Source organism: Erwinia sp. 1181_3, assembly GCF_052824965.1.
Map to the genome: position 1 here is coordinate 604,962 of NZ_VTDE01000001.1, position 18,706 is coordinate 623,667.

Annotated in this window: 16 protein-coding genes; 2 read left to right on the forward strand and 14 right to left on the reverse strand. The window is 44.1% G+C overall.

Translation table 11 applies throughout. The annotated features are described in order from the left end of the window. Window positions 1-79: 79 nt before the first annotated feature. Entirely contained in the window at window positions 80-1,486 is a 1,407-nt protein-coding gene (gndA, locus tag FY046_RS02820; RefSeq protein ID WP_159336338.1) for an NADP-dependent phosphogluconate dehydrogenase, read from the reverse strand. A gap of 185 nt (window positions 1,487-1,671) precedes the next feature. Next, window positions 1,672-2,760 carry an EpsG family protein gene (locus FY046_RS02825; RefSeq protein ID WP_133841547.1) on the reverse strand — a complete coding sequence of 363 codons (1,089 nt, stop codon included), beginning with the start codon at window positions 2,758-2,760 and terminating at the stop codon, window positions 1,672-1,674. Between the two features lie 601 nt (window positions 2,761-3,361). Here FY046_RS02825 and FY046_RS02830 point away from each other — a divergent pair. Next, complete coding sequence (locus FY046_RS02830) at window positions 3,362-4,594, forward strand: oligosaccharide flippase family protein (protein ID WP_446185731.1); 1,233 nt, start codon at window positions 3,362-3,364, stop codon at window positions 4,592-4,594. Beyond that, window positions 4,594-5,577, forward strand: a complete 984-nt coding sequence (locus FY046_RS02835) for a glycosyltransferase family 2 protein (RefSeq protein ID WP_133841545.1) — start codon at window positions 4,594-4,596, stop codon at window positions 5,575-5,577. Before FY046_RS02830 ends, FY046_RS02835 begins: the two co-directional genes overlap by 1 nt. Before the next feature lie 386 nt (window positions 5,578-5,963). On the opposite strand, the gene FY046_RS02840 is transcribed toward FY046_RS02835, so the two are convergent. The 12 genes from FY046_RS02840 to wcaK form a co-directional block, all read right to left on the reverse strand. Further along, entirely contained in the window at window positions 5,964-6,755 is a 792-nt protein-coding gene (locus FY046_RS02840; RefSeq protein ID WP_227534783.1) for a glycosyltransferase domain-containing protein, read from the reverse strand. Next, window positions 6,752-7,573 carry a glycosyltransferase gene (locus tag FY046_RS02845; protein ID WP_159336337.1) on the reverse strand — a complete coding sequence of 274 codons (822 nt, stop codon included), beginning with the start codon at window positions 7,571-7,573 and terminating at the stop codon, window positions 6,752-6,754. The genes FY046_RS02840 and FY046_RS02845 overlap by 4 nt, the downstream gene beginning before the upstream one ends. 162 nt (window positions 7,574-7,735) lie before the next feature. After that, a complete protein-coding gene (locus FY046_RS02850) occupies window positions 7,736-8,620 on the reverse strand; it encodes a glycosyltransferase family 2 protein (RefSeq protein ID WP_446185732.1) in 885 nt (294 codons plus the stop codon). Between the two features lie 127 nt (window positions 8,621-8,747). After that, window positions 8,748-9,287 (reverse strand): dTDP-4-dehydrorhamnose 3,5-epimerase, encoded by a 540-nt coding sequence (rfbC, locus tag FY046_RS02855; RefSeq protein ID WP_133841541.1) that lies wholly within the window; start codon window positions 9,285-9,287, stop codon window positions 8,748-8,750. Window positions 9,288-9,291: 4 nt separating this feature from the next. Continuing rightward, entirely contained in the window at window positions 9,292-10,164 is an 873-nt protein-coding gene (rfbA, locus tag FY046_RS02860) for a glucose-1-phosphate thymidylyltransferase RfbA (protein WP_133841540.1), read from the reverse strand. Window positions 10,165-10,197: 33 nt separating this feature from the next. After that, window positions 10,198-11,097 carry a dTDP-4-dehydrorhamnose reductase gene (rfbD, locus tag FY046_RS02865; protein WP_446185733.1) on the reverse strand — a complete coding sequence of 300 codons (900 nt, stop codon included), beginning with the start codon at window positions 11,095-11,097 and terminating at the stop codon, window positions 10,198-10,200. After that, complete coding sequence (rfbB, locus tag FY046_RS02870) at window positions 11,094-12,185, reverse strand: dTDP-glucose 4,6-dehydratase (RefSeq protein WP_212813032.1); 1,092 nt, start codon at window positions 12,183-12,185, stop codon at window positions 11,094-11,096. Before rfbB ends, rfbD begins: the two co-directional genes overlap by 4 nt. 592 nt (window positions 12,186-12,777) lie before the next feature. After that, complete coding sequence (galE, locus tag FY046_RS02875; RefSeq protein WP_133841537.1) at window positions 12,778-13,791, reverse strand: UDP-glucose 4-epimerase GalE; 1,014 nt, start codon at window positions 13,789-13,791, stop codon at window positions 12,778-12,780. 46 nt (window positions 13,792-13,837) lie between these two features. Continuing rightward, window positions 13,838-14,734 (reverse strand): UTP--glucose-1-phosphate uridylyltransferase GalF, encoded by an 897-nt coding sequence (gene galF, locus FY046_RS02880; RefSeq protein ID WP_133841536.1) that lies wholly within the window; start codon window positions 14,732-14,734, stop codon window positions 13,838-13,840. 148 nt (window positions 14,735-14,882) lie between these two features. Then, a complete protein-coding gene (locus tag FY046_RS02885) occupies window positions 14,883-16,223 on the reverse strand; it encodes an oligosaccharide flippase family protein (RefSeq protein ID WP_171149128.1) in 1,341 nt (446 codons plus the stop codon). Next, a complete protein-coding gene (locus tag FY046_RS02890) occupies window positions 16,220-17,443 on the reverse strand; it encodes a glycosyltransferase (RefSeq protein WP_446185734.1) in 1,224 nt (407 codons plus the stop codon). The genes FY046_RS02885 and FY046_RS02890 overlap by 4 nt, the downstream gene beginning before the upstream one ends. Before the next feature lie 4 nt (window positions 17,444-17,447). Next, window positions 17,448-18,698, reverse strand: a complete 1,251-nt coding sequence (wcaK, locus tag FY046_RS02895) for a colanic acid biosynthesis pyruvyl transferase WcaK (RefSeq protein ID WP_133841533.1) — start codon at window positions 18,696-18,698, stop codon at window positions 17,448-17,450. Window positions 18,699-18,706 lie beyond the last annotated feature (8 nt).

The window sequence follows — 18,706 nt, forward strand, 5'->3', positions numbered from 1 at the left end:
AGAGCGCCAGAAGGATAGTCTTAAAATCGGGGAGAAGAAGGAAAATAACCTCCCGTAAAACGGGAGGTTAGGCATTGACTTAGTCCAGCCATTCGGTGTGGAACACACCGTCTTTGTCAGTACGCTTGTAAGTATGCGCACCAAAATAGTCACGCTGCGCCTGAATCAGGTTCGCAGGCAGTACCGCTGAACGGTAGCTGTCGTAGTAGGCGATAGCCGCAGAGAAGGTTGGTGTTGGGATACCGTTCTGGACAGCCCACGCAACAACGTCACGCAGCGCCTGCTGGTATTCGTCAGCGATATTTTTGAAGTACGGAGCCAGCAGCAGGTTAGCAATGTCAGCATCAACAGCATAAGCATCGGTGATTTTCTGCAAGAACTGGGCACGGATAATGCAGCCCGCACGGAAAATCTTAGCGATTTCACCATAGTGCAGATCCCAGTTGTTTTCGGTAGAAGCCGCTTTCAGCTGAGAGAAGCCCTGCGCGTAAGAGACGATCTTACCCAGGTACAGCGCGCGACGTACTTTCTCAACGAATTCGGCTTTATCACCGCTCACGGTCTGAACTTTAGGACCGCTCAGTACTTTAGACGCTGCAACACGCTGCGTTTTCAGTGAAGAGAGGTAGCGTGCAAATACGGATTCAGTAATCAGTGACAGTGGCTCACCGAGGTCCAGTGAGCTCTGGCTGGTCCACTTACCAGTACCTTTGTTCGCGGCTTCATCAAGAATCACATCAACCAGGTAGTTACCTTCTTCATCTTTTTTAGTGAAGATATCTTTGGTGATGTCGATCAGGTAGCTGCTCAGTTCCCCTTCGTTCCACTCGCTGAAGGTCTTAGCCAGATCGTCGTTGCTCAGGTTCAGTGCGCCTTTCAGCAGTGAATAGGCTTCAGCAATCAGCTGCATGTCGCCGTATTCAATACCGTTGTGAACCATCTTCACATAGTGACCCGCACCGTCCGGCCCCATATAGGCCACACAGGCTTCACCTTCAGCGACAGCTGCAATCTCAGTCAGGATTGGCGCTACCAGCTCGTACGCTTCTTTCTGGCCGCCAGGCATGATGGATGGACCTTTAAGCGCGCCCTCTTCGCCACCGGAAACACCGGTACCGATAAAGTTGAAGCCCTGCTCAGACAGCTCGCGGTTACGGCGAATGGTGTCTTTATAGAAGGTGTTACCACCGTCGATCAGGATATCGCCTTTATCAAGGTGTGGCGTCAGGGAGGCGATGGTTTTGTCGGTGGCTTCACCGGCCTGCACCATCAAAAGGATACGACGAGGTTTTTCCAGAGAGTCAACAAACTCTTCGATGCTGTAGTGTGGAACCAGTTTCTTACCTGGGTTCTCAGCCACGACTTCATCGGTTTTTTCACGCGAGCGGTTGAAGATAGAAACTGTGTAGCCACGGCTCTCGATGTTGAGTGCCAGATTACGGCCCATCACAGCCATACCTACAACGCCGATCTGTTGCTTGGACATACCTACTCCTGTCTGGGTGGAAAACCCGCAGTTCTGTGACTGCGGTCAATGTTCCAGACATGTTAACTCAGGATTAAGGGGGGGTGGTAGTGATTGGTGCGATAGTTCTTAACAACGCAAATAAGCAGTCTAAAATTGTGGATAACATCCCCAATAACTTCATAGTTAAAGGCGCCTCAAACCTCTCATGAGTAATAAAATGATTCCGCCCAAAAAGGAACATAAGGAAGCATCAACTTACTATAATATATATTAACAAAGAACATCATTGCTGTTATCAGTGAAATAACAATCAACCCTATGTATTTTTTACGTGAGACATAAATAATGTAGGGAATTACAAATATCTCGGCCACACCCAAAATCTCTGAAAGACGCACTGCGAACACCGGTATATCGAAAAACATCACCCAACATATTGCCGAGAAAATATAAAACCTCAGCATTACGTTGAAAAATTTATCTGCATAACATTCTTTGGGACAAAAAAAGCATACGAGATAGATAACAATTAATCTGATTAACTGCATAACACTAAAAGCATTTACAGCATCGACTTCCCCCAGCCTTGTTTTTTCGTAATAAATGCTAAACTTCTCCTGAACATATCCTATTGGAATATATGAAAAAACACGTGCAAAACCAAAATTAACGACATACAGGGCATATAAAAAAACAATGAGACAGGTATAAAAAAACATTTCCTTCTTATGAACTCTCTCCTTAGAAACAAGAGGCACCATAAGAAAAATGAGAGCTGAGTAGTGGAACAAGAGCGAAAGGAAGATTATTATAAAAAAGTTTTTTTTGTTACCACCAAACCAGTTAGTGATGGCGATTAAAGCTAAAGAAACCGATACCCCAACTCTTATCTGAGTCATTTCATGCAAGAAATAGTAATTACTGAAATATATAAGAACAGATACCAGCGGGAAAACACTAAACTTTCTAATAGAATAGAACTTTAAACTCAACCCTAGCAATGCATAAATAATAAAAATCAACTGAGGGCCATCGGTCAACCACGATGAAATATAACTAAAAAAATAAAAGGTTGGTTCTATAAGTAAATCGACACCATCGATAATATGTTTATAAATATTCAAATAACTCTGATGATCCCTATCAATAACACCCCGGGCAGCACAGAAAAAAAGCAATAAAGTGGCTACAAAAAAGAACATCCATTTCTTAACATTGCTTGAAACTGATACATCAAGAGATAACCAAGAAAAAAAACATATTGTCAGATACCCGGTTAAATATATTGCCATGTTTTTCCTAAAAAATTTTCACAACATCTGTTAACACAACCGCATTTGACCGCATAAATAGCAGTTCAATACAGCAGGCCTTTGGAGGTTTACTGAATGCGAGTCAAACTTTCCTTACAACAATTAATAATTAACCTACAGTTATATCATAACTAACAATCATAATATCAGAACCGAAAAATAAAACTACAACAGTTTTATTGAATCGACATCAAACACCTGAATGATAAACCGATAAAAACACTACATTCCAAATCATAAAAGATGTGAAGCTTCATAAATCAACCTAAACATGTTACAATATAATTATAATTAATGAGGGTGTAATGTATGTTGATAAATAAAAATAAAAACAGTACAATTGCGCTAAGTTATTCATCGCGACAATCACATATCACTCACAGCCTCTTTATTTACTTGTTAAACACATGTCAATTATGATACATCGAAACCGCAGTCTAAATATTCATTCTATATCATTAGTAATCATCAGCTCTCCATCCCAAAAAGGATGCCGCGCAATGAAAATAGTTAATAAAAAAACACACTGTAGTTCTTTAATCTTTTGTGACTATATTTTACTGGCCACTGAGTAATTATTATGATTAAAAGAAAATTTTTTGGTAACTTCTTATCATTAGGTATCATGCAAGGTCTTAACTACTTACTGCCAATACTAATGATTCCTTTTCTTGTCTCTAAGATTGGCCTATCTAATGTTGGGGTCATCGCAACTATTTCAGCTGTATTTGCGTATGTACAATTAGTTATTGACTATGGTTTCTCGTTAACAGCAACCAGAAATATTTGTCACAACGGCTATGAGCATAATGATGCTTCTAAGATAACAAGTTCAGTTTTAATTATAAAGTTATTATTTTCATTACTATTCTCCCTTCCTATTTTGATAATTTATTATTTCAATGATTACGTTCAAAACAATTCACTTATTATACTTTTCACTTTTTTAATTATAATATCACAGTCGCTTTTTCCTTCATGGCATTTTCAAGCTGCGGAGAAAATGCATTTCATCACATTGTCTAATGCATTTCCAAAACTTTTAGCATTCACTCTTATTTTTCTGATTGTTAAGTCTCCTGAAGATACATGGAAAGTTCAGGCCCTGGCTTTCGTGGGAACATTTTTATCTCTATGCATTAGCATGTTTTTTTTAATAACAAAATTCAATTTTAAATTCAAAATATCTTTGCCAAATATAAAAAGAGAATTAAAGGATGGATTTGAAATATTCTGTGCAAGATTGGCTTCAGGTCTTTATAAAAATTTCAACGTTATTATTTTGGGTGTATTTACTACTACAGTCTATGTAGGTGCATACTCTATCGCTGAGAGAATAGTTCGCAGTGTACAAACAATACAGAACGTTGCAGGCGATGTTTTGTATCCGATTTTTTCGAAAAGAAAGCACACCTCAACTGACTTCTTCAAATACAATTTTTATAAATATTTACCTGCGATTGTTATATCATATAGCTTAGGGGCATCCGCTATTTTCTTTATGTCACCTTCTATATCAAAGTTGATGGCAAAAGAATCATGGGAAATTGTTAACGAATGTTTGAGAATAATGAGTTTGGTTTTTCTTTTTGGTGGATTAAACTACATTATCGCAATACTTGGATTAGCCTCATCAGGTTATTCAAAGGATTTCGCAAAATGTGTTGTAATGACAGGGGTTATAAATGTATTCATTGCGACACTAATGAGTATATGGCTAGGTTTTATCGGAGCTTCAGCTTCACTGGTGTTGAGTGAACTTATATTGCTAATACTGGTTTCATCCAGAGCAAAAAAAACAGGGGTTTTATAATGGATGAGTTGTATATTGCCACAGTCACTTATGCTAATAGAGGAGAATTAGTCGTAAAAACTATTGAAAGCGCGATTATGTCAGGCGCAAAAAAATTCATTATTGTAGATAATGGAAGTTCTTCTCAAAGTCTTACATTGATAAAGGAGATGCACTCTCGGCATGCTGAAATAGAATTATTTATGATTAACAATGAAGCTAACATGGGATCAGCATTTGCTTTTAACCAGGCAATGGACCTCTCATGCGATATAGCGGCAAGTGATTCGTGGGTGCTATTCTTAGACGATGATAATGTTTCTGTAAATGATTCAATTAAACGGTCATATAATATCGCCACATCAAATGAAAATAATTCTGTTTACTTTCTTTATAGGAAAGACAGACAACACTATGTTGATTACATCAGAACAAGAAAACCGGAAACGTTATTAGGAAAGAAAAATTCCTTCATGCAATTCACTATTTTAGGATATCTATCAAAGACTCTTAAAATATTCTCCAAAAATAAAGATCCACACTTTCATTTGAACCTTTCAGATATAGAGAGAGTAGAGACACCATGTGGACCTTATGGCGGCATGCTTATAAATGTAAGTGTTTTAAAAAAAGGAATCAGACCGAAGGTTGAAATGTTTTTATATTTTGACGATACAGAGTTTACAATGAGACTAGGTCGCTCAGGTTGCAGACTATGGATATTACCAACTTGTGAACTAATAGATATTGACCAGTCATGGACAGAAGTCAAACCAGCAAGGTTTTCACTACCTCTTTTTGAAGCTCCAGAATATAAAGTTAAAAATACATTCAGAAATAGAGTTTTTTTTGAGAGAAAATATAACAACAACTCTGACACTGTATATTTAATGAACATCTCCGGATTTATCTTTATATTGTTTATTAAAGCCATCTTATCCGGAAATATTAAAAAAATACCCATGATCGTAGAATCCATCATTGAGGGTTGGAAATTTAAATAGATACATTGCGAGGACCTATTATGAATCCTCGCGTAACATAAACACCCTCTATGTCACTGAAAATATTGATATTTAAAACATATTTTCTTGCATTGCGATTCAATTAAGAACAGCCTTAATAGGATAATTACCAACAGGGAAAATAAAGGGTTATATTATTAATTTCGTTAAAATTTAAATTTATCAAAGGTTTTAAACTAAACATTTATAACATATTATAGCGCAGCAATGTGGTCATTAAAATCACTGTGTGTTTAATTAATATTAAAGGGGTTGTAATATCAATAAATAATTAAATTATCATCCAGAACCCGATTAAAAATGTTGCTCGACGCATTAAATAATAATTAAAACATATGCATGTCTATTTTTAACAGATCCTTTGATTACTGAAAATGTTTCTTAATCTTGATCATAAAAATCAACACAGAACATAATGAACTGTAGAAAATATTTCTCTTTGCATTAATTAGTAAATATAATATTATTTTCTTCAATAAAGGTAACTTTTTCTCAGTATTATGGAATTTTATTTTAAAAAATTTACCGCTAAACTTTGGCCCCCATAAAAAGGCTTCACAAGGAATATTACTTTTCCAAAACAAGTAGCACAAACTTAACTGGTCCCTTGATGAAAATTTAGTTATCATCTCCAACCATTCTTCCATGATGGTTTTTATTTTTTCGCAGCCATGCTTTCTAAAAATTATATTATTTTCATAAAGGCCATACTTTTCAGGAAAACCTTCGTTCTTGTAGAACTGCATTTGTTTCTTTATCCGGTCAGGCTCTCCCTTTCCTAGCCTTAGACATGCTAAAGACTCTTCATAGATACATTCTCTTTCAGCATGCGGAGGTATCGATATCATTTTATTCTTTAATGCAAAATCAAAAGCGTTTGACAGGTTTTTACCTGCTATTTTTATATTCCCATCAATATAAAGACTTTCATCATAATCTGATAAAAATCTATGTGGCATAAACTTATAAATTCTATTCAATCTTGCATTATCTGTTACACCATTGAAATTATCTACGTATTTCACAATCCAATGACTGGACTTTAAGGATTTATTATTTGTGAAACAAATATAATCTATGCTCGAATCCACGTAATCAGGTTCGAGAAGATCATCGTAATCACCAAATATTGCGGTATAAACAACTCTTTTATTCATCGTAATTTTGAATACATCATTTTTTTAATTGGATGAGGCATTAGCGAGAAAAAACCTCTCGCTACGATTAGAGAATATATTTTTAATGACCTGTTTTTTAACAAGAGTGAATATTTAATCCTGAGTTTTACTTCGCTTAATGCTTTATTCAACCCTGAACGACGATGTAATGTATCAGAATTTATTCTGTAATTTATGAGGACTTTGTCTACATTTGAAAATTTGTAACCACGCACCAAAAGCAAAAACCACAATGCAAGATCCTCACTAAAGCAGGTATCTAGTGGGTAACGATTTCCATCTTGAAAAACACGTTTTCTGAACATAACCGTTGGATGTATGAATGGACATTTATAAAGACTATATTTTACCAATTCATCATGCGTGAGTGGCACTTTTTTAACATTTAATGCAAAACTGGCACCGAATTCATGGCAATATCCTCCGAGAACATCAACATCCGGATTTTGTTTTAAATATTCAACCTGTACCATCAAGCGTTCAGGAAGCGAAATATCATCACTATCCATGCGTGCAATATACTCAAATTTACCTTCTGCGATAACTATATCGACAAGATGATTTAATGAAACTGCAAGCCCTCTGTTTGTAGGTGATGATATGATGAACACTCTTTCATCGACAGCATAATAGTCAAGCAACTTACTCAATTCATTATCAATGACACCATCTATCATAATATATAAGCTTATCGATTCTAGCGTCTGATTGAGTATACTCTCTATTGCACTTTTGAGTTGAGATGATATATCATTTTTATAGACGCTCATCACGACAGCGACTGCTTCATTACTCATCATTAACCTTAAAAAAACGAAATTCAAAGGAATGCTTAGACATTTTTATAGGTTATTAATCACAAAACTGTAACCAGTTAATGTAATAATCACTATGATCACTTCGAAAAACAACAAGTACTTTTTATGTGAAAAGAAAAAACAACAATATTCTCTATACTATTATTTTGTTTTGTACTTTCCAGTGCGGTTTTTTAATCCATCCAAAATTCCCTGACTAATGAAAAATAACCTTTTTTTTCCTTCAGGGAGAAAGACTGGATAGAATATAAACTTAAAGGAAATTTTTGCTAAGCTACTCAATTTCCAATAAACAGGAACATAATCCCGCCGTATTAGGATGAAAGCATTTCGCACTGCATAGTAATGTCTGAAAGGAGATGGCATTCCAACACTGAGTATATTCAATATTTTGAATTTACCATCACCGAGGCGATGTCCCAGCAATGCTTCAGCATTACGAACCACAATAAATCCGGAACGTTGCAGGCGCCAGCAGTATTCATGATCAACTGCATCAATGAATAGCTCATTGGCCATACCACCTACTTTCTCGTAAGCTATTTTGGGAATTAAACTACCTGAACTTAATATACAACTCACTTTCATGAAATGGTTATGAAGTAAAGGGGTTCCTTTCATAACCTTTGCAACATTCACTTCATTTGTATATCGATCATAATCTTGAGCGCCAACCAAACCAACATTCAAGCCTGTATTTTTTAATTCAATATAGCAACTCAACAATCTCTCGACCATATCAGTATTCGCAAGACTATCCTGGTCCATCTGAAGAATAAAATCAGCATGATGACTATTAAATGCCAAATCCATTCCAATAGATTGTGCTGCGGCAATACCAATATTTTCACCAAAATTTTCGATAAAAATACAATCCGAATTCTCAAACAGATCTGTAGTAAGCGGCTCTAATGAGTTATTACAAATAATAACACCATCAGTCTGAGATAATAAATTATTCACGCTTTCAACAAGAAGTTCAACATCTGGATTATAAGTTACTAAAATAGTGATAATCTTATTCATTACTAAAATCCCGGTTACAACAATGTTCTACTTGTCATTAAATGAACATCAACTTAACTAATTCACTGTAACAGCATGACAATCATAAAGTCTAAGTTTACTTTCAATACTGGATGGTGTTTTATTTTTACATTAATATATCTTTGAACGCTGAAGCTTGTTGATCTTTCTCAGAAATGCAAGAGGCGTTAACTGGCCATCCAATATTTAAATCGGGATCATCCCATTTAATTGAACGTTCAGATTCTTTGTTATAAAGGTTGTTGGTTTTATATAGAATTTCCACACCTTCTGTAAGTGCAATAAAGCCATGGGCAAAACCTTCTGGTATCCAAAGCTGTTTTTTATTCTCTGCGGATAACTTAACACCCACCCATTGCCCATAAGTTGGAGAATCAGAACGTATATCTACCGCAACATCGAAAATATCACCAACAACACAGCGTACCAGCTTCCCCTGCGCATGCGGCGCAACCTGATAGTGCAAACCGCGAAGAACACCTTTAGAGGACTTCGAATGGTTGTCTTGTACAAATTCGACTTTGCGGCCTACTGCTTCTTCAAACACTTTCTGGCTGAAACTCTCAAAAAAGAAACCGCGCTCATCGCCGAAAACTTTAGGCTCAAAAATCAACACATCCGGAATATCTGTTTTAATCACTTTCATGACATCAGTAACCTTTCACCATCTTGAGCAGATACTGCCCGTATTCATTCTTGGCTAATGGGGCAGCCAGTTTCTTCACCTGCTCAGCGTCGATAAACCCTTTGCGATAGGCAATCTCTTCCGGACATGAGACTTTCAGTCCCTGACGCTGCTCGATGGTTTGAATAAAGTTACTCGCTTCAATCAGACTATGATGCGTACCAGTATCCAGCCACGCATAGCCACGCCCCATCATCGCCACCGACAGGTTCCCCTGATCCATATACAGGCGGTTAATGTCGGTAATTTCCAGCTCGCCGCGATGTGAAGGTTTCAGGCTTTTCGCCATTTCCACTACGCTATTGTCGTAGAAATAGAGCCCGGTGACCGCATAGTTACTCTTGGGCTCCAGCGGTTTCTCTTCCAGAGAGACCGCAATGCCGTCTTTATCAAACTCCACCACGCCATAACGCTCAGGATCATTAACATGGTAAGCAAATACCGTCGCGCCGGAGGTCTGGCTTACTGCCGCTTGCAGCTCTTTCGGCAGGTCGTGGCCGTAGAAGATATTGTCGCCTAACACCAGTGCACAGCTATCTTCACCAATGAACTCTTCACCCAGAATAAAGGCCTGTGCCAGGCCATCGGGGCTCTCCTGTACAATGTATTGCAGGTTAAGCCCCCACTGGCTGCCATCGCCCAGCAGCTGTTCAAAACGCGGCGTATCTTGCGGGGTACTGATAATCAGAATATCGCGAATGCCTGCCAGCATCAGCGTGCTGAGAGGGTAGTAGATCATGGGCTTATCGTAGATGGGCAGCAGTTGCTTGCTGACGGCCATAGTGACCGGATACAGGCGGGTTCCAGACCCCCCTGCCAAAATAATTCCTTTACGCATGAGATATCTCTAATTTATATCGGGTTAATGAGGTCAGAGCGCATTAAACGCGGCTAACTCAGCCATCATCCGCTGAACCCCGCGTTGCCAGTCGGGCAAGGTCAGACCAAACGTGTTTTGAAATTTACGTGTATCCAGCCGGGAGTTAAGCGGACGCTGCGCGGGCGTTGGATAGTGGCTGGTGTTCAACGGATGTACCGTCTTCAAGACTAACTCAACACCTGCGTCTTTTGCTTCGGCAAACACGACGTTAGCGTAATCATACCAGGTCGTAGTGCCCGCTGCGGCAAGGTGATATAACCCCGCCACCGACGGATCGCGCATCGCAGCAGTAATAGCATGAGCCGTACAATCCGCGATCAGATCAGCCCCGGTTGGTGCGCCATACTGATCGTTAATCACTGACAGTTCATCACGCTGCTTCGCCAGACGAAGCATCGTTTTGGCAAAATTATTACCTTTGGTGGCATACACCCAACTGGTGCGGAAAATCAGATGCCGGGAACAATACTGCTGAATGGCCAACTCACCGGCCAGTTTGCTGGCACCATACACATTAAGCGGCCCAGTGGAATCGTCTTCTTCCCAGGCCTGCGCACCTTGTCCCGGAAACACGTAGTCAGTCGAATAGTGAACCAGCCAGGCACTCAGCGATTCGGCCTCTTTAGCAATAGCTTCTACGGTCAATGCATTGACACGATGCGCCTGCTCAGGCTCACTCTCGGCTTTATCAACGGCAGTGTATGCCGCAGCATTCACAATCACATCAGGGCGGATGCTGCGGATCGTAGCGATAATTCCCTTGGTATCAGCAAAGTCACCGCAATATTCTGTTGATGATGTGGCCAGCGCGGTAACGTTCCCCAGTGGAGCCAGCGCACGCTGCAATTCCCAGCCGACCTGGCCATTTTTACCGAACAGCAGAATATTCATGGCTGACGTTCACTGTAGTTCTGTTCAATCCATGACTGATAGGCGCCGCTTTTGACGTTACTCACCCACTCGGTATTGTCCAGATACCACTGCACCGTCTTGCGGATCCCGCTATCAAATGTTTCCTGTGGTTGCCAGTTAAGTTCTTGACTGATTTTAGAGGCATCAATCGCATAGCGACGGTCGTGCCCCGGGCGGTCGGCAACATAGGTAATCTGCTCACGGTAGCGAGTGGCTTTCGGCACCATCTCATCCAACAGATCACAGATGGTTTCTACCACCTCTAAATTCTGCTTTTCGTTATGGCCGCCGATATTGTAGGTTTCACCTATCTTACCCTTTGTTACCACCGTATAAAGTGCGCGCGCATGGTCTTCCACATACAACCAGTCGCGGATCTGATCGCCACGTCCGTAAACCGGCAAAGGCTTACCTTCGAGTGCATTCAGGATCACTAAAGGGATCAGTTTTTCCGGGAAGTGATAAGGGCCGTAATTGTTTGAGCAGTTGGTAATTATCGTTGGCAAACCGTAGGTACGAAGCCAGGCACGGACTAAATGGTCACTGGAGGCTTTTGATGCCGAATACGGGCTGCTGGGTGCATAGGCGGTGGTTTCGGTAAATAATGGCAGCGCAGCTGAGTCATCATTCATCTCGTCCGGATGAGGTAAATCTCCGTAGACTTCGTCGGTGGAAATATGGTGGAAACGGAAAGCCGTTTTGCGCGTAGAATCCAGCCCGCTCCAGTAACTGCGCGCTGCCTCCAGCATGATATAAGTGCCGACAATGTTGGTTTCAATAAAATCAGCCGGGCCGCTGATGGAGCGGTCTACGTGGCTTTCAGCCGCCAGATGCATTACCACATCAGGTTGATGTTCATTGAAAATCGCACTAATGGCATCTTTGTCACAGATGTCGGCCTGTACAAAAGCATAACGCGCATCATTGCTGACACCAACTACGGACTCAGGATTGCCCGCATACGTGAGTTTATCAACGTTCACGACACTGTCTGTAGTCTGCGTAATAATATGGCGAACTACTGCTGAACCAATAAATCCGGCGCCGCCGGTCACTAGAATTTTCACGCCGTCGTTCTCTCTTTGGCTAATATCGATAATGCTAAGAATGCTCGCTGACGGTCATTTGTCCGTCAAACAGCGTGGCGAAGTCACAGTCAATTTTTGCCGTACTTTTATGGCGTATAACATCAACAGGTATACGGTGATGACCTGAATTGTTGATATCAGATGTGCATACTGTTTCACTTAGCCACGCTACCGCCACTGGCTGTAGCCACCAGATAGCTGTCTCTTACCTTGTTACACAAGCATAGTCTGACCTTGTCACTCGACGTGCTTTTCATAACCAGATTAGTCCTGGAAATAATCAGACATTAAGTGTCACAAAATCCAGCAACAATTTTTATACTAAGCACTGGACCATACAAGCCTAATCTTTACTTTTTTTGTGGGTTTAACGCTTTCGACATTAAATGAACAATTAAGCAACACTGATAGGTTATTTTCTAACTCATACTATTTTGTGATCTCACCCACACGCTCCGCCCTCAGTAACTATCGTTAAGATAGAGGGTTAAAATATACCATTGCCATCCCTCACAAACAAAAAAACTCCCAGATCAGGGAGTTTTATACATAAAAGGATTTCCCGTTTTATTCAACGATACCCATTAGGATTCTTCGACTGCCAGTTCCACGTATCACGCATCATCTCATCGATACCGCGTGACACACGCCAGTCCAGCTCTTTGTCCGCCAGCGAGGCATCCGCCCAGAACGCAGGAAGATCGCCATCACGGCGCGGTGAGATCTGGTAAGGCACAGGCTTACCTGCGGCTTTCTCAAAGGCTTTCACCATCTCCAGCACCGAGTACCCTACCCCGGCACCGAGGTTGTAAGCTTTGTAGCCATCAACCGCAGCAATATGGTCCAGCGCTTTAAGATGGCCTTCAGCCAGATCCATCACGTGAATGTAGTCGCGTTCGCCGGTGCCATCTTTCGTTGGGTAATCTCCGCCAAAGATGCCCAGTTTCTCCAGACGGCCAATGGCCACCTGAGCAATGTACGGCAGCAGGTTGTTCGGGATGCCGTTCGGGTCTTCGCCGATCTGGCCAGACTCATGCGCCCCCACCGGGTTGAAATAACGCAGCGCGATGGTTTTGAATTCCGGGTTCGCTTTGGCATAGTCGCGCAGGATCTGCTCAACCATCAGCTTTGAGGTGCCATACGGGCTGGTTGTGCCGCCAATTGGCGTGGTTTCCACATAAGGAACCGGCGCATCAGCACCGTAGACGGTAGCAGAAGAGCTGAAGATAAACTGATTCACACCCGCAGCACGCATCTCTTCCAACAGCACCAGCGTACCGGTAACGTTATTCTGGTAGTACTCCAGTGGTTTGCGGGTGGATTCGCCCACGGCTTTCAGGCCGGCAAAGTGAATCACGGCATCGATGCGGTTACTGGCAAAAATATCGCGCAGGCACGCACGGTCGAGGATATCCCCTTCGCAGAAGGTGGCCGTTTTACCCGTCAGCTTCTCTACGCGGTTAATCGATTCGCGCGAGGCATTGCTCAGGTTATCCAGTACGACAACATCATCACCACGTTGCAGCAGCGATAACACGGTATGGGAACCGATGTAGCCCGCCCCGCCCGTTACTAAAATTGCCATGTTGACTCCTTCAGACCACGCCCGGCGCGGCCATAATCAAATAAGATTACTTCGCCAGAATTTTTTGAATTTCTTCACGGAACTCGCGGCCCTGAGCGTGGTTACGCAGGCCCCAGGTCACAAACGCTTTCATATAGCCCAGTTTACGACCGCAGTCGAAGCTGTCGCCACTCAGCAGGTGTGCATCAACCGGCTGTTTTTTGTTCAGGTTGGCAATCGCATCGGTCAGTTGATAGCGGCCCCAGGCACCCGGCTCAAGGTTTTCCAGTTCTGGCCAGATGTCCGCAGACAATACATAGCGGCCAACGGCAGCCAGGTCAGAATTCAGGGTCTGTGGTTGCTCTGGTTTTTCCACGAATTCGACAATAGAACTGACTTTGCCTGGGAAGTCCAGTGGCTCCTCGGTAGTGATCACGGAGTATTCAGACAAATCCACGTCAGGCATATGATGGGCGAGTACCTGGCTACGGCCAGTCTCTTCAAAGCGTGCCACCATCGCGGCAAGGTTGTAACGCAGCGGATCGGCACTGGCGTTATCCAGCAATACGTCAGGCAGGACCACCACGAAGGCATCATCATGCAGCATCGGGCGGGCACACAACAGGGAGTTTGCCAGGCCCAGCGGCTGTGGCTGACGTACGTTCATGATCGTCACACCCGGCGGGCAGATAGACTGCACTTCACTCAGGAGCTGACGTTTCACACGCGCTTCAAGCAGGGCTTCAAGCTCATAGGACGTATCAAAGTGGTTTTCAACCGCATTCTTGGATGCATGAGTGACCAGGACAATTTCCTTGATACCCGCTGCCACGCACTCGTCGATGATGTACTGAATCATCGGCTTGTCGACAACAGGCAACATCTCTTTAGGAATGGCTTTTGTAGCAGGGAGCATATGCATACCGAGACCCGCAACCGGGATAACTGCTTTAAGCTTGGTCATAGTGTTTCCATATAAATGAAGTAAAAAACGTCCATTGATTATGCATTAAAGAGATGATTCACAAGTATAATCTTAATCTGAAAAATAAGCAGCCAGGGCCAGCAATAAAAAAGGCCACCATCACGGTGACCTTATATTTATTACCGGGTTACAGCCAGTGAGTGAACCATTCCGGCCTGATAAACAGATTGAAATAACTCACCAACGCCATGATCCCGACAAACACCACCGCCACCGACATCCACTGACGAGCATAGGGGATAAACGGAATGCCAATCACCGGTTTGATAAAGAACGGATGGGCAAAGGCAGAGATGAGAACCTGAGAAATCGACAGCGTCAGCGCCACATACCAGACGTTCGGCCAGATCCAGGTGGTTGCCAGTACCAGCACCACGATGATGCTTGCCACCACATTCCACCAGAACTCGACGTTGGTACGGCCGTTAGCCTGAGATATCGCGCCGGTCAGCCCGCCCATCGGACGCAGCATACCGAACAGCAGCATCAGTGGGATCAAATGCCCAACCGCCTCGTGTGCCGGGCCGTAAAGCACGCGCACCACCACCGGGGAGAGGATACCTATCGCCAGATACATCAGGCTGCTGAACAGCATGATCATGAAGGTGCCTTTCAGGAACAGCTTCTGCAACTGCGCAGGTTCATGCTGTTTCTCAGCAAAGCGTGGCAGTGCCAGGCGATTAATGACCGGCGTCACCAGTTTCAGCGGTTGCAGCACCAGCTCTTTCGCCAGTGAGTATACCCCGAGCATTTCAGCGCCCATCACTTTACCGACGATCAGGGAGTCGGCCTGAGTACGTAACTGGTTAATCGTCTGTGAGCCCAGCTGATACACACCGTACTTCATCGAGCTGAAGAACGTCGATTTATCAAACTCGAAGGTCGGCCGCCAGGACTTTTCACCAAACCAAATCATGCACAGAATACGCATCGCGGCATTGGCAAACAGGCCGAGGATCACCGCAGAGACATTGAGCGGCGAGTAGTAAAGCAGCCCCACCGTCAGTGCAAAGGCCAGAAACTTGGTGACCATTTCGATCTTCGCCAGCAGCACCATGCGTTTGGCTTTAACGAAATGGGCCTGATACTGCGACAGCGATCCCAGTACCAGGAAGTTAATGCTGGTTAGCATGATCAGCCCGGTGAGTTCCGGAATGTGGTAGAAATGCGCGATCGGCCAGGCAATGGCGATCAACAGCAATCCGGTCATCAGACTGAGTAAAACGTTCACCCAGTAGATGGTGCTCTGCTCCTTGCGGGTGATGTTCTGGCGATGGACGATGTAGCTGCTCATCCCCATATCCTGCAACACCATCGCCACGGCCAGAATGGCGTTAATAATCGCCAGAATACCCAGCTCGTGGGTCTCCAGCTTACGCGCCAGCACCCCAAGCTGTATCACCTGTAACACGGCGGCGAAACAGGTACCACCAAACAGCCATACGGCCTGATTTTTTAAACTACTCACGCTAATTGCTCCAGAATCTCTGCCAGTTCGCGGTAGGCGATATGCTGGTTAAATTCGGTTTCTACCTTGTGCCGTGCGGCCACCACCACCGGTGCGATATCGGCCTCACCCTGTGACAGTTTCAGCAGAATGGCGGCGAGGGCGCTCGCATCGCCTTCCGGTGCCAGCCAGCCGGACACATTGTGTTCAATCAGTTCAGGAATACCACTGTGCTCGCTGGACACCACCGGCAGCCCGACGGCCATCGCTTCCATCAACGCCACCGGTATCCCTTCCATGTCTCCATCCGCTGCGGTCAGCGACGGAAGCAGGAAGATATCGGCTTCATCGAGATAGCGTTTGATCTCTTCCTGCGGCTTAAAGCCGACCATTTTCACGCAGTCAGTCAGATCGGCCGCCGCAATGGTGGCACGCAGTTCCTCTTCGAGGTCACCGTTGCCGACAATGGTGTATTCAAACTGTCCGCCCTGCGCTTTAAGGATTTTGCAGGCATCAATTGCCACGCCCAGCCCTTTCTTCTCGGTAAGGCGCGCCACGGAAAGAATGCGCAGCGGCTGATGGAGAGAATCCCTGATTTTGAGATTAAATTTCTCCGGCTCGATGCCCATGCGCGTTACATGAATCTTCTCTGCCGGGCAGCCCATGCTAATCAGCTTGTTCTCCCACAGGTGGCTGATAGGCAGCAGCAGCTCGGTCTGGGTAAACAGGCGTGCATAGTCATCTTTATGCTCGTCGAGGATATGGCGGCGTGAAATATCGGCACCGTGGAAGACGGTCGCCTGCTTGCCCTGCAGAACATTCAGTTCACGCAGTTTATTGGCGAGCGCCCCGGCATAACCGAAGTGCACTAAAAACACATCGGCAACGAACGGGGTTTTGTTGGCGGCCACAATTGCCGGCAGCAGCAGCTTGCTGGATTGGGCGCCATAGCGCCCGATATTGAAGGATTTTAACGTGGCGGTATTGAGGATTTTTGGCAGCACAATTTGCAGACGCTGTTTCAATTTATCCGCATTACTGACCTTCTCTTCTGGCAGCAGATAGTGGGTCTTCTCTGCCAGATGATAACGGTCAAACGCACCGTGTCGATTCACCAGGTCGCCCGGAAAAACCGAAATGATCTCAACGTCGTAGCCGATATCAATAAAATGCGTCACCTGGTTCAGTACGAAGGTTTCCGAGGAAACCGGAAATCGCATCGTGAAAAATGTCAGTTTCATTGGTTCACCCTAAGCGTTTGACCACGTCGTCAGTGATACGGTTACCCAGGATCCGTTCCTGTTCCACAGCCGTATCAACCTGCTGCTTCACCGCCTCATAGTTATCCAGCACATTATTCACCCGCGTGATAATGCTGCCGTCCATCAGACTCTTCACATCGCTGGCCATGTCTGGCAGCCCAAGTTGGTTCATCACGCCCAGAGATTTGTGCTCGTAGTTAATCGCCACCGCTGGTGTCCCAAAGTTCATTGAGATAATTGCGGAGTGTAAACGGGTGCCAATCGTGAGATGGCACTGACCCAGCAGGATACCCAGCTCAAGGTCGTTAAATTCATCCATGATCACGTGGTACTTATCTTTCTGCTCAATATGATCGCTCAGTGTCATTGCCACCATACGGTCATCTTTGTTGTAGCTGTCGATGCCGGTACAGGTGGAGAAGGCGACCACCTGATAACCACGTGCAATCATCGCGTTGATCACACGTCCAAACGCCGCTTCGTACTGCTGCTGGGTCACCCCAAGGCGCTTATCGAAAGGTGCCAGTTCACGCACGGTAATGGCGATCGTTTTTTGCTGGTCAATGACCTGCTGCCAGTGCACCAAGTTATGACCCGGTTCTTCCACCTCACGTGCACGGACCAGGAAGGCGGTATCAGCACCTTTTACCACTTTCCCGGTGGTGATACCGCCCTGCTTCATCATCTCCAGGCTGACGCTTTCGCGCAGCACCAGACTATCGACGCGGTCGAACACGAAGTTCGCAATTTCATTGAAACGCGGCTTCTGGAACGGGCCCACGCTGTGGCCGATCATATGGATCGGTTTCTTCGCCAGCAGCGCACACAGTGAGTGCTCAAACTGCAACGGACCGTACAGATCCACAAAGAACGAACCGCCAACCTGGATAATCGCATCGTACTGCTTCAGGTTGTCGCTGAATTCCTGTAAATACTGCGGCACCGGAAACAGCTTGAACACGCCCTTATTCGCGATATGCGCCATCATAATTTTTGGCATCAGGCGGCGTTTGATCTTATCGACGATCTTGTTTTTGCCCTTTTTGGTCTGCAAAAAGAGCGCATCAGGCAGAATGTCTTGCTGGAGCAGGTAACCAGAACTGGTTGGATAACGGCTAATAATGTCGATATCAATATCGTTCCTTGCCAGGTTCAACGAATCAATAATCCCGCGTAAAATAGCGCCATCACCACGATTTCCACATGTATGATTGCCAACTAATAAAATCTTCATAACTACTC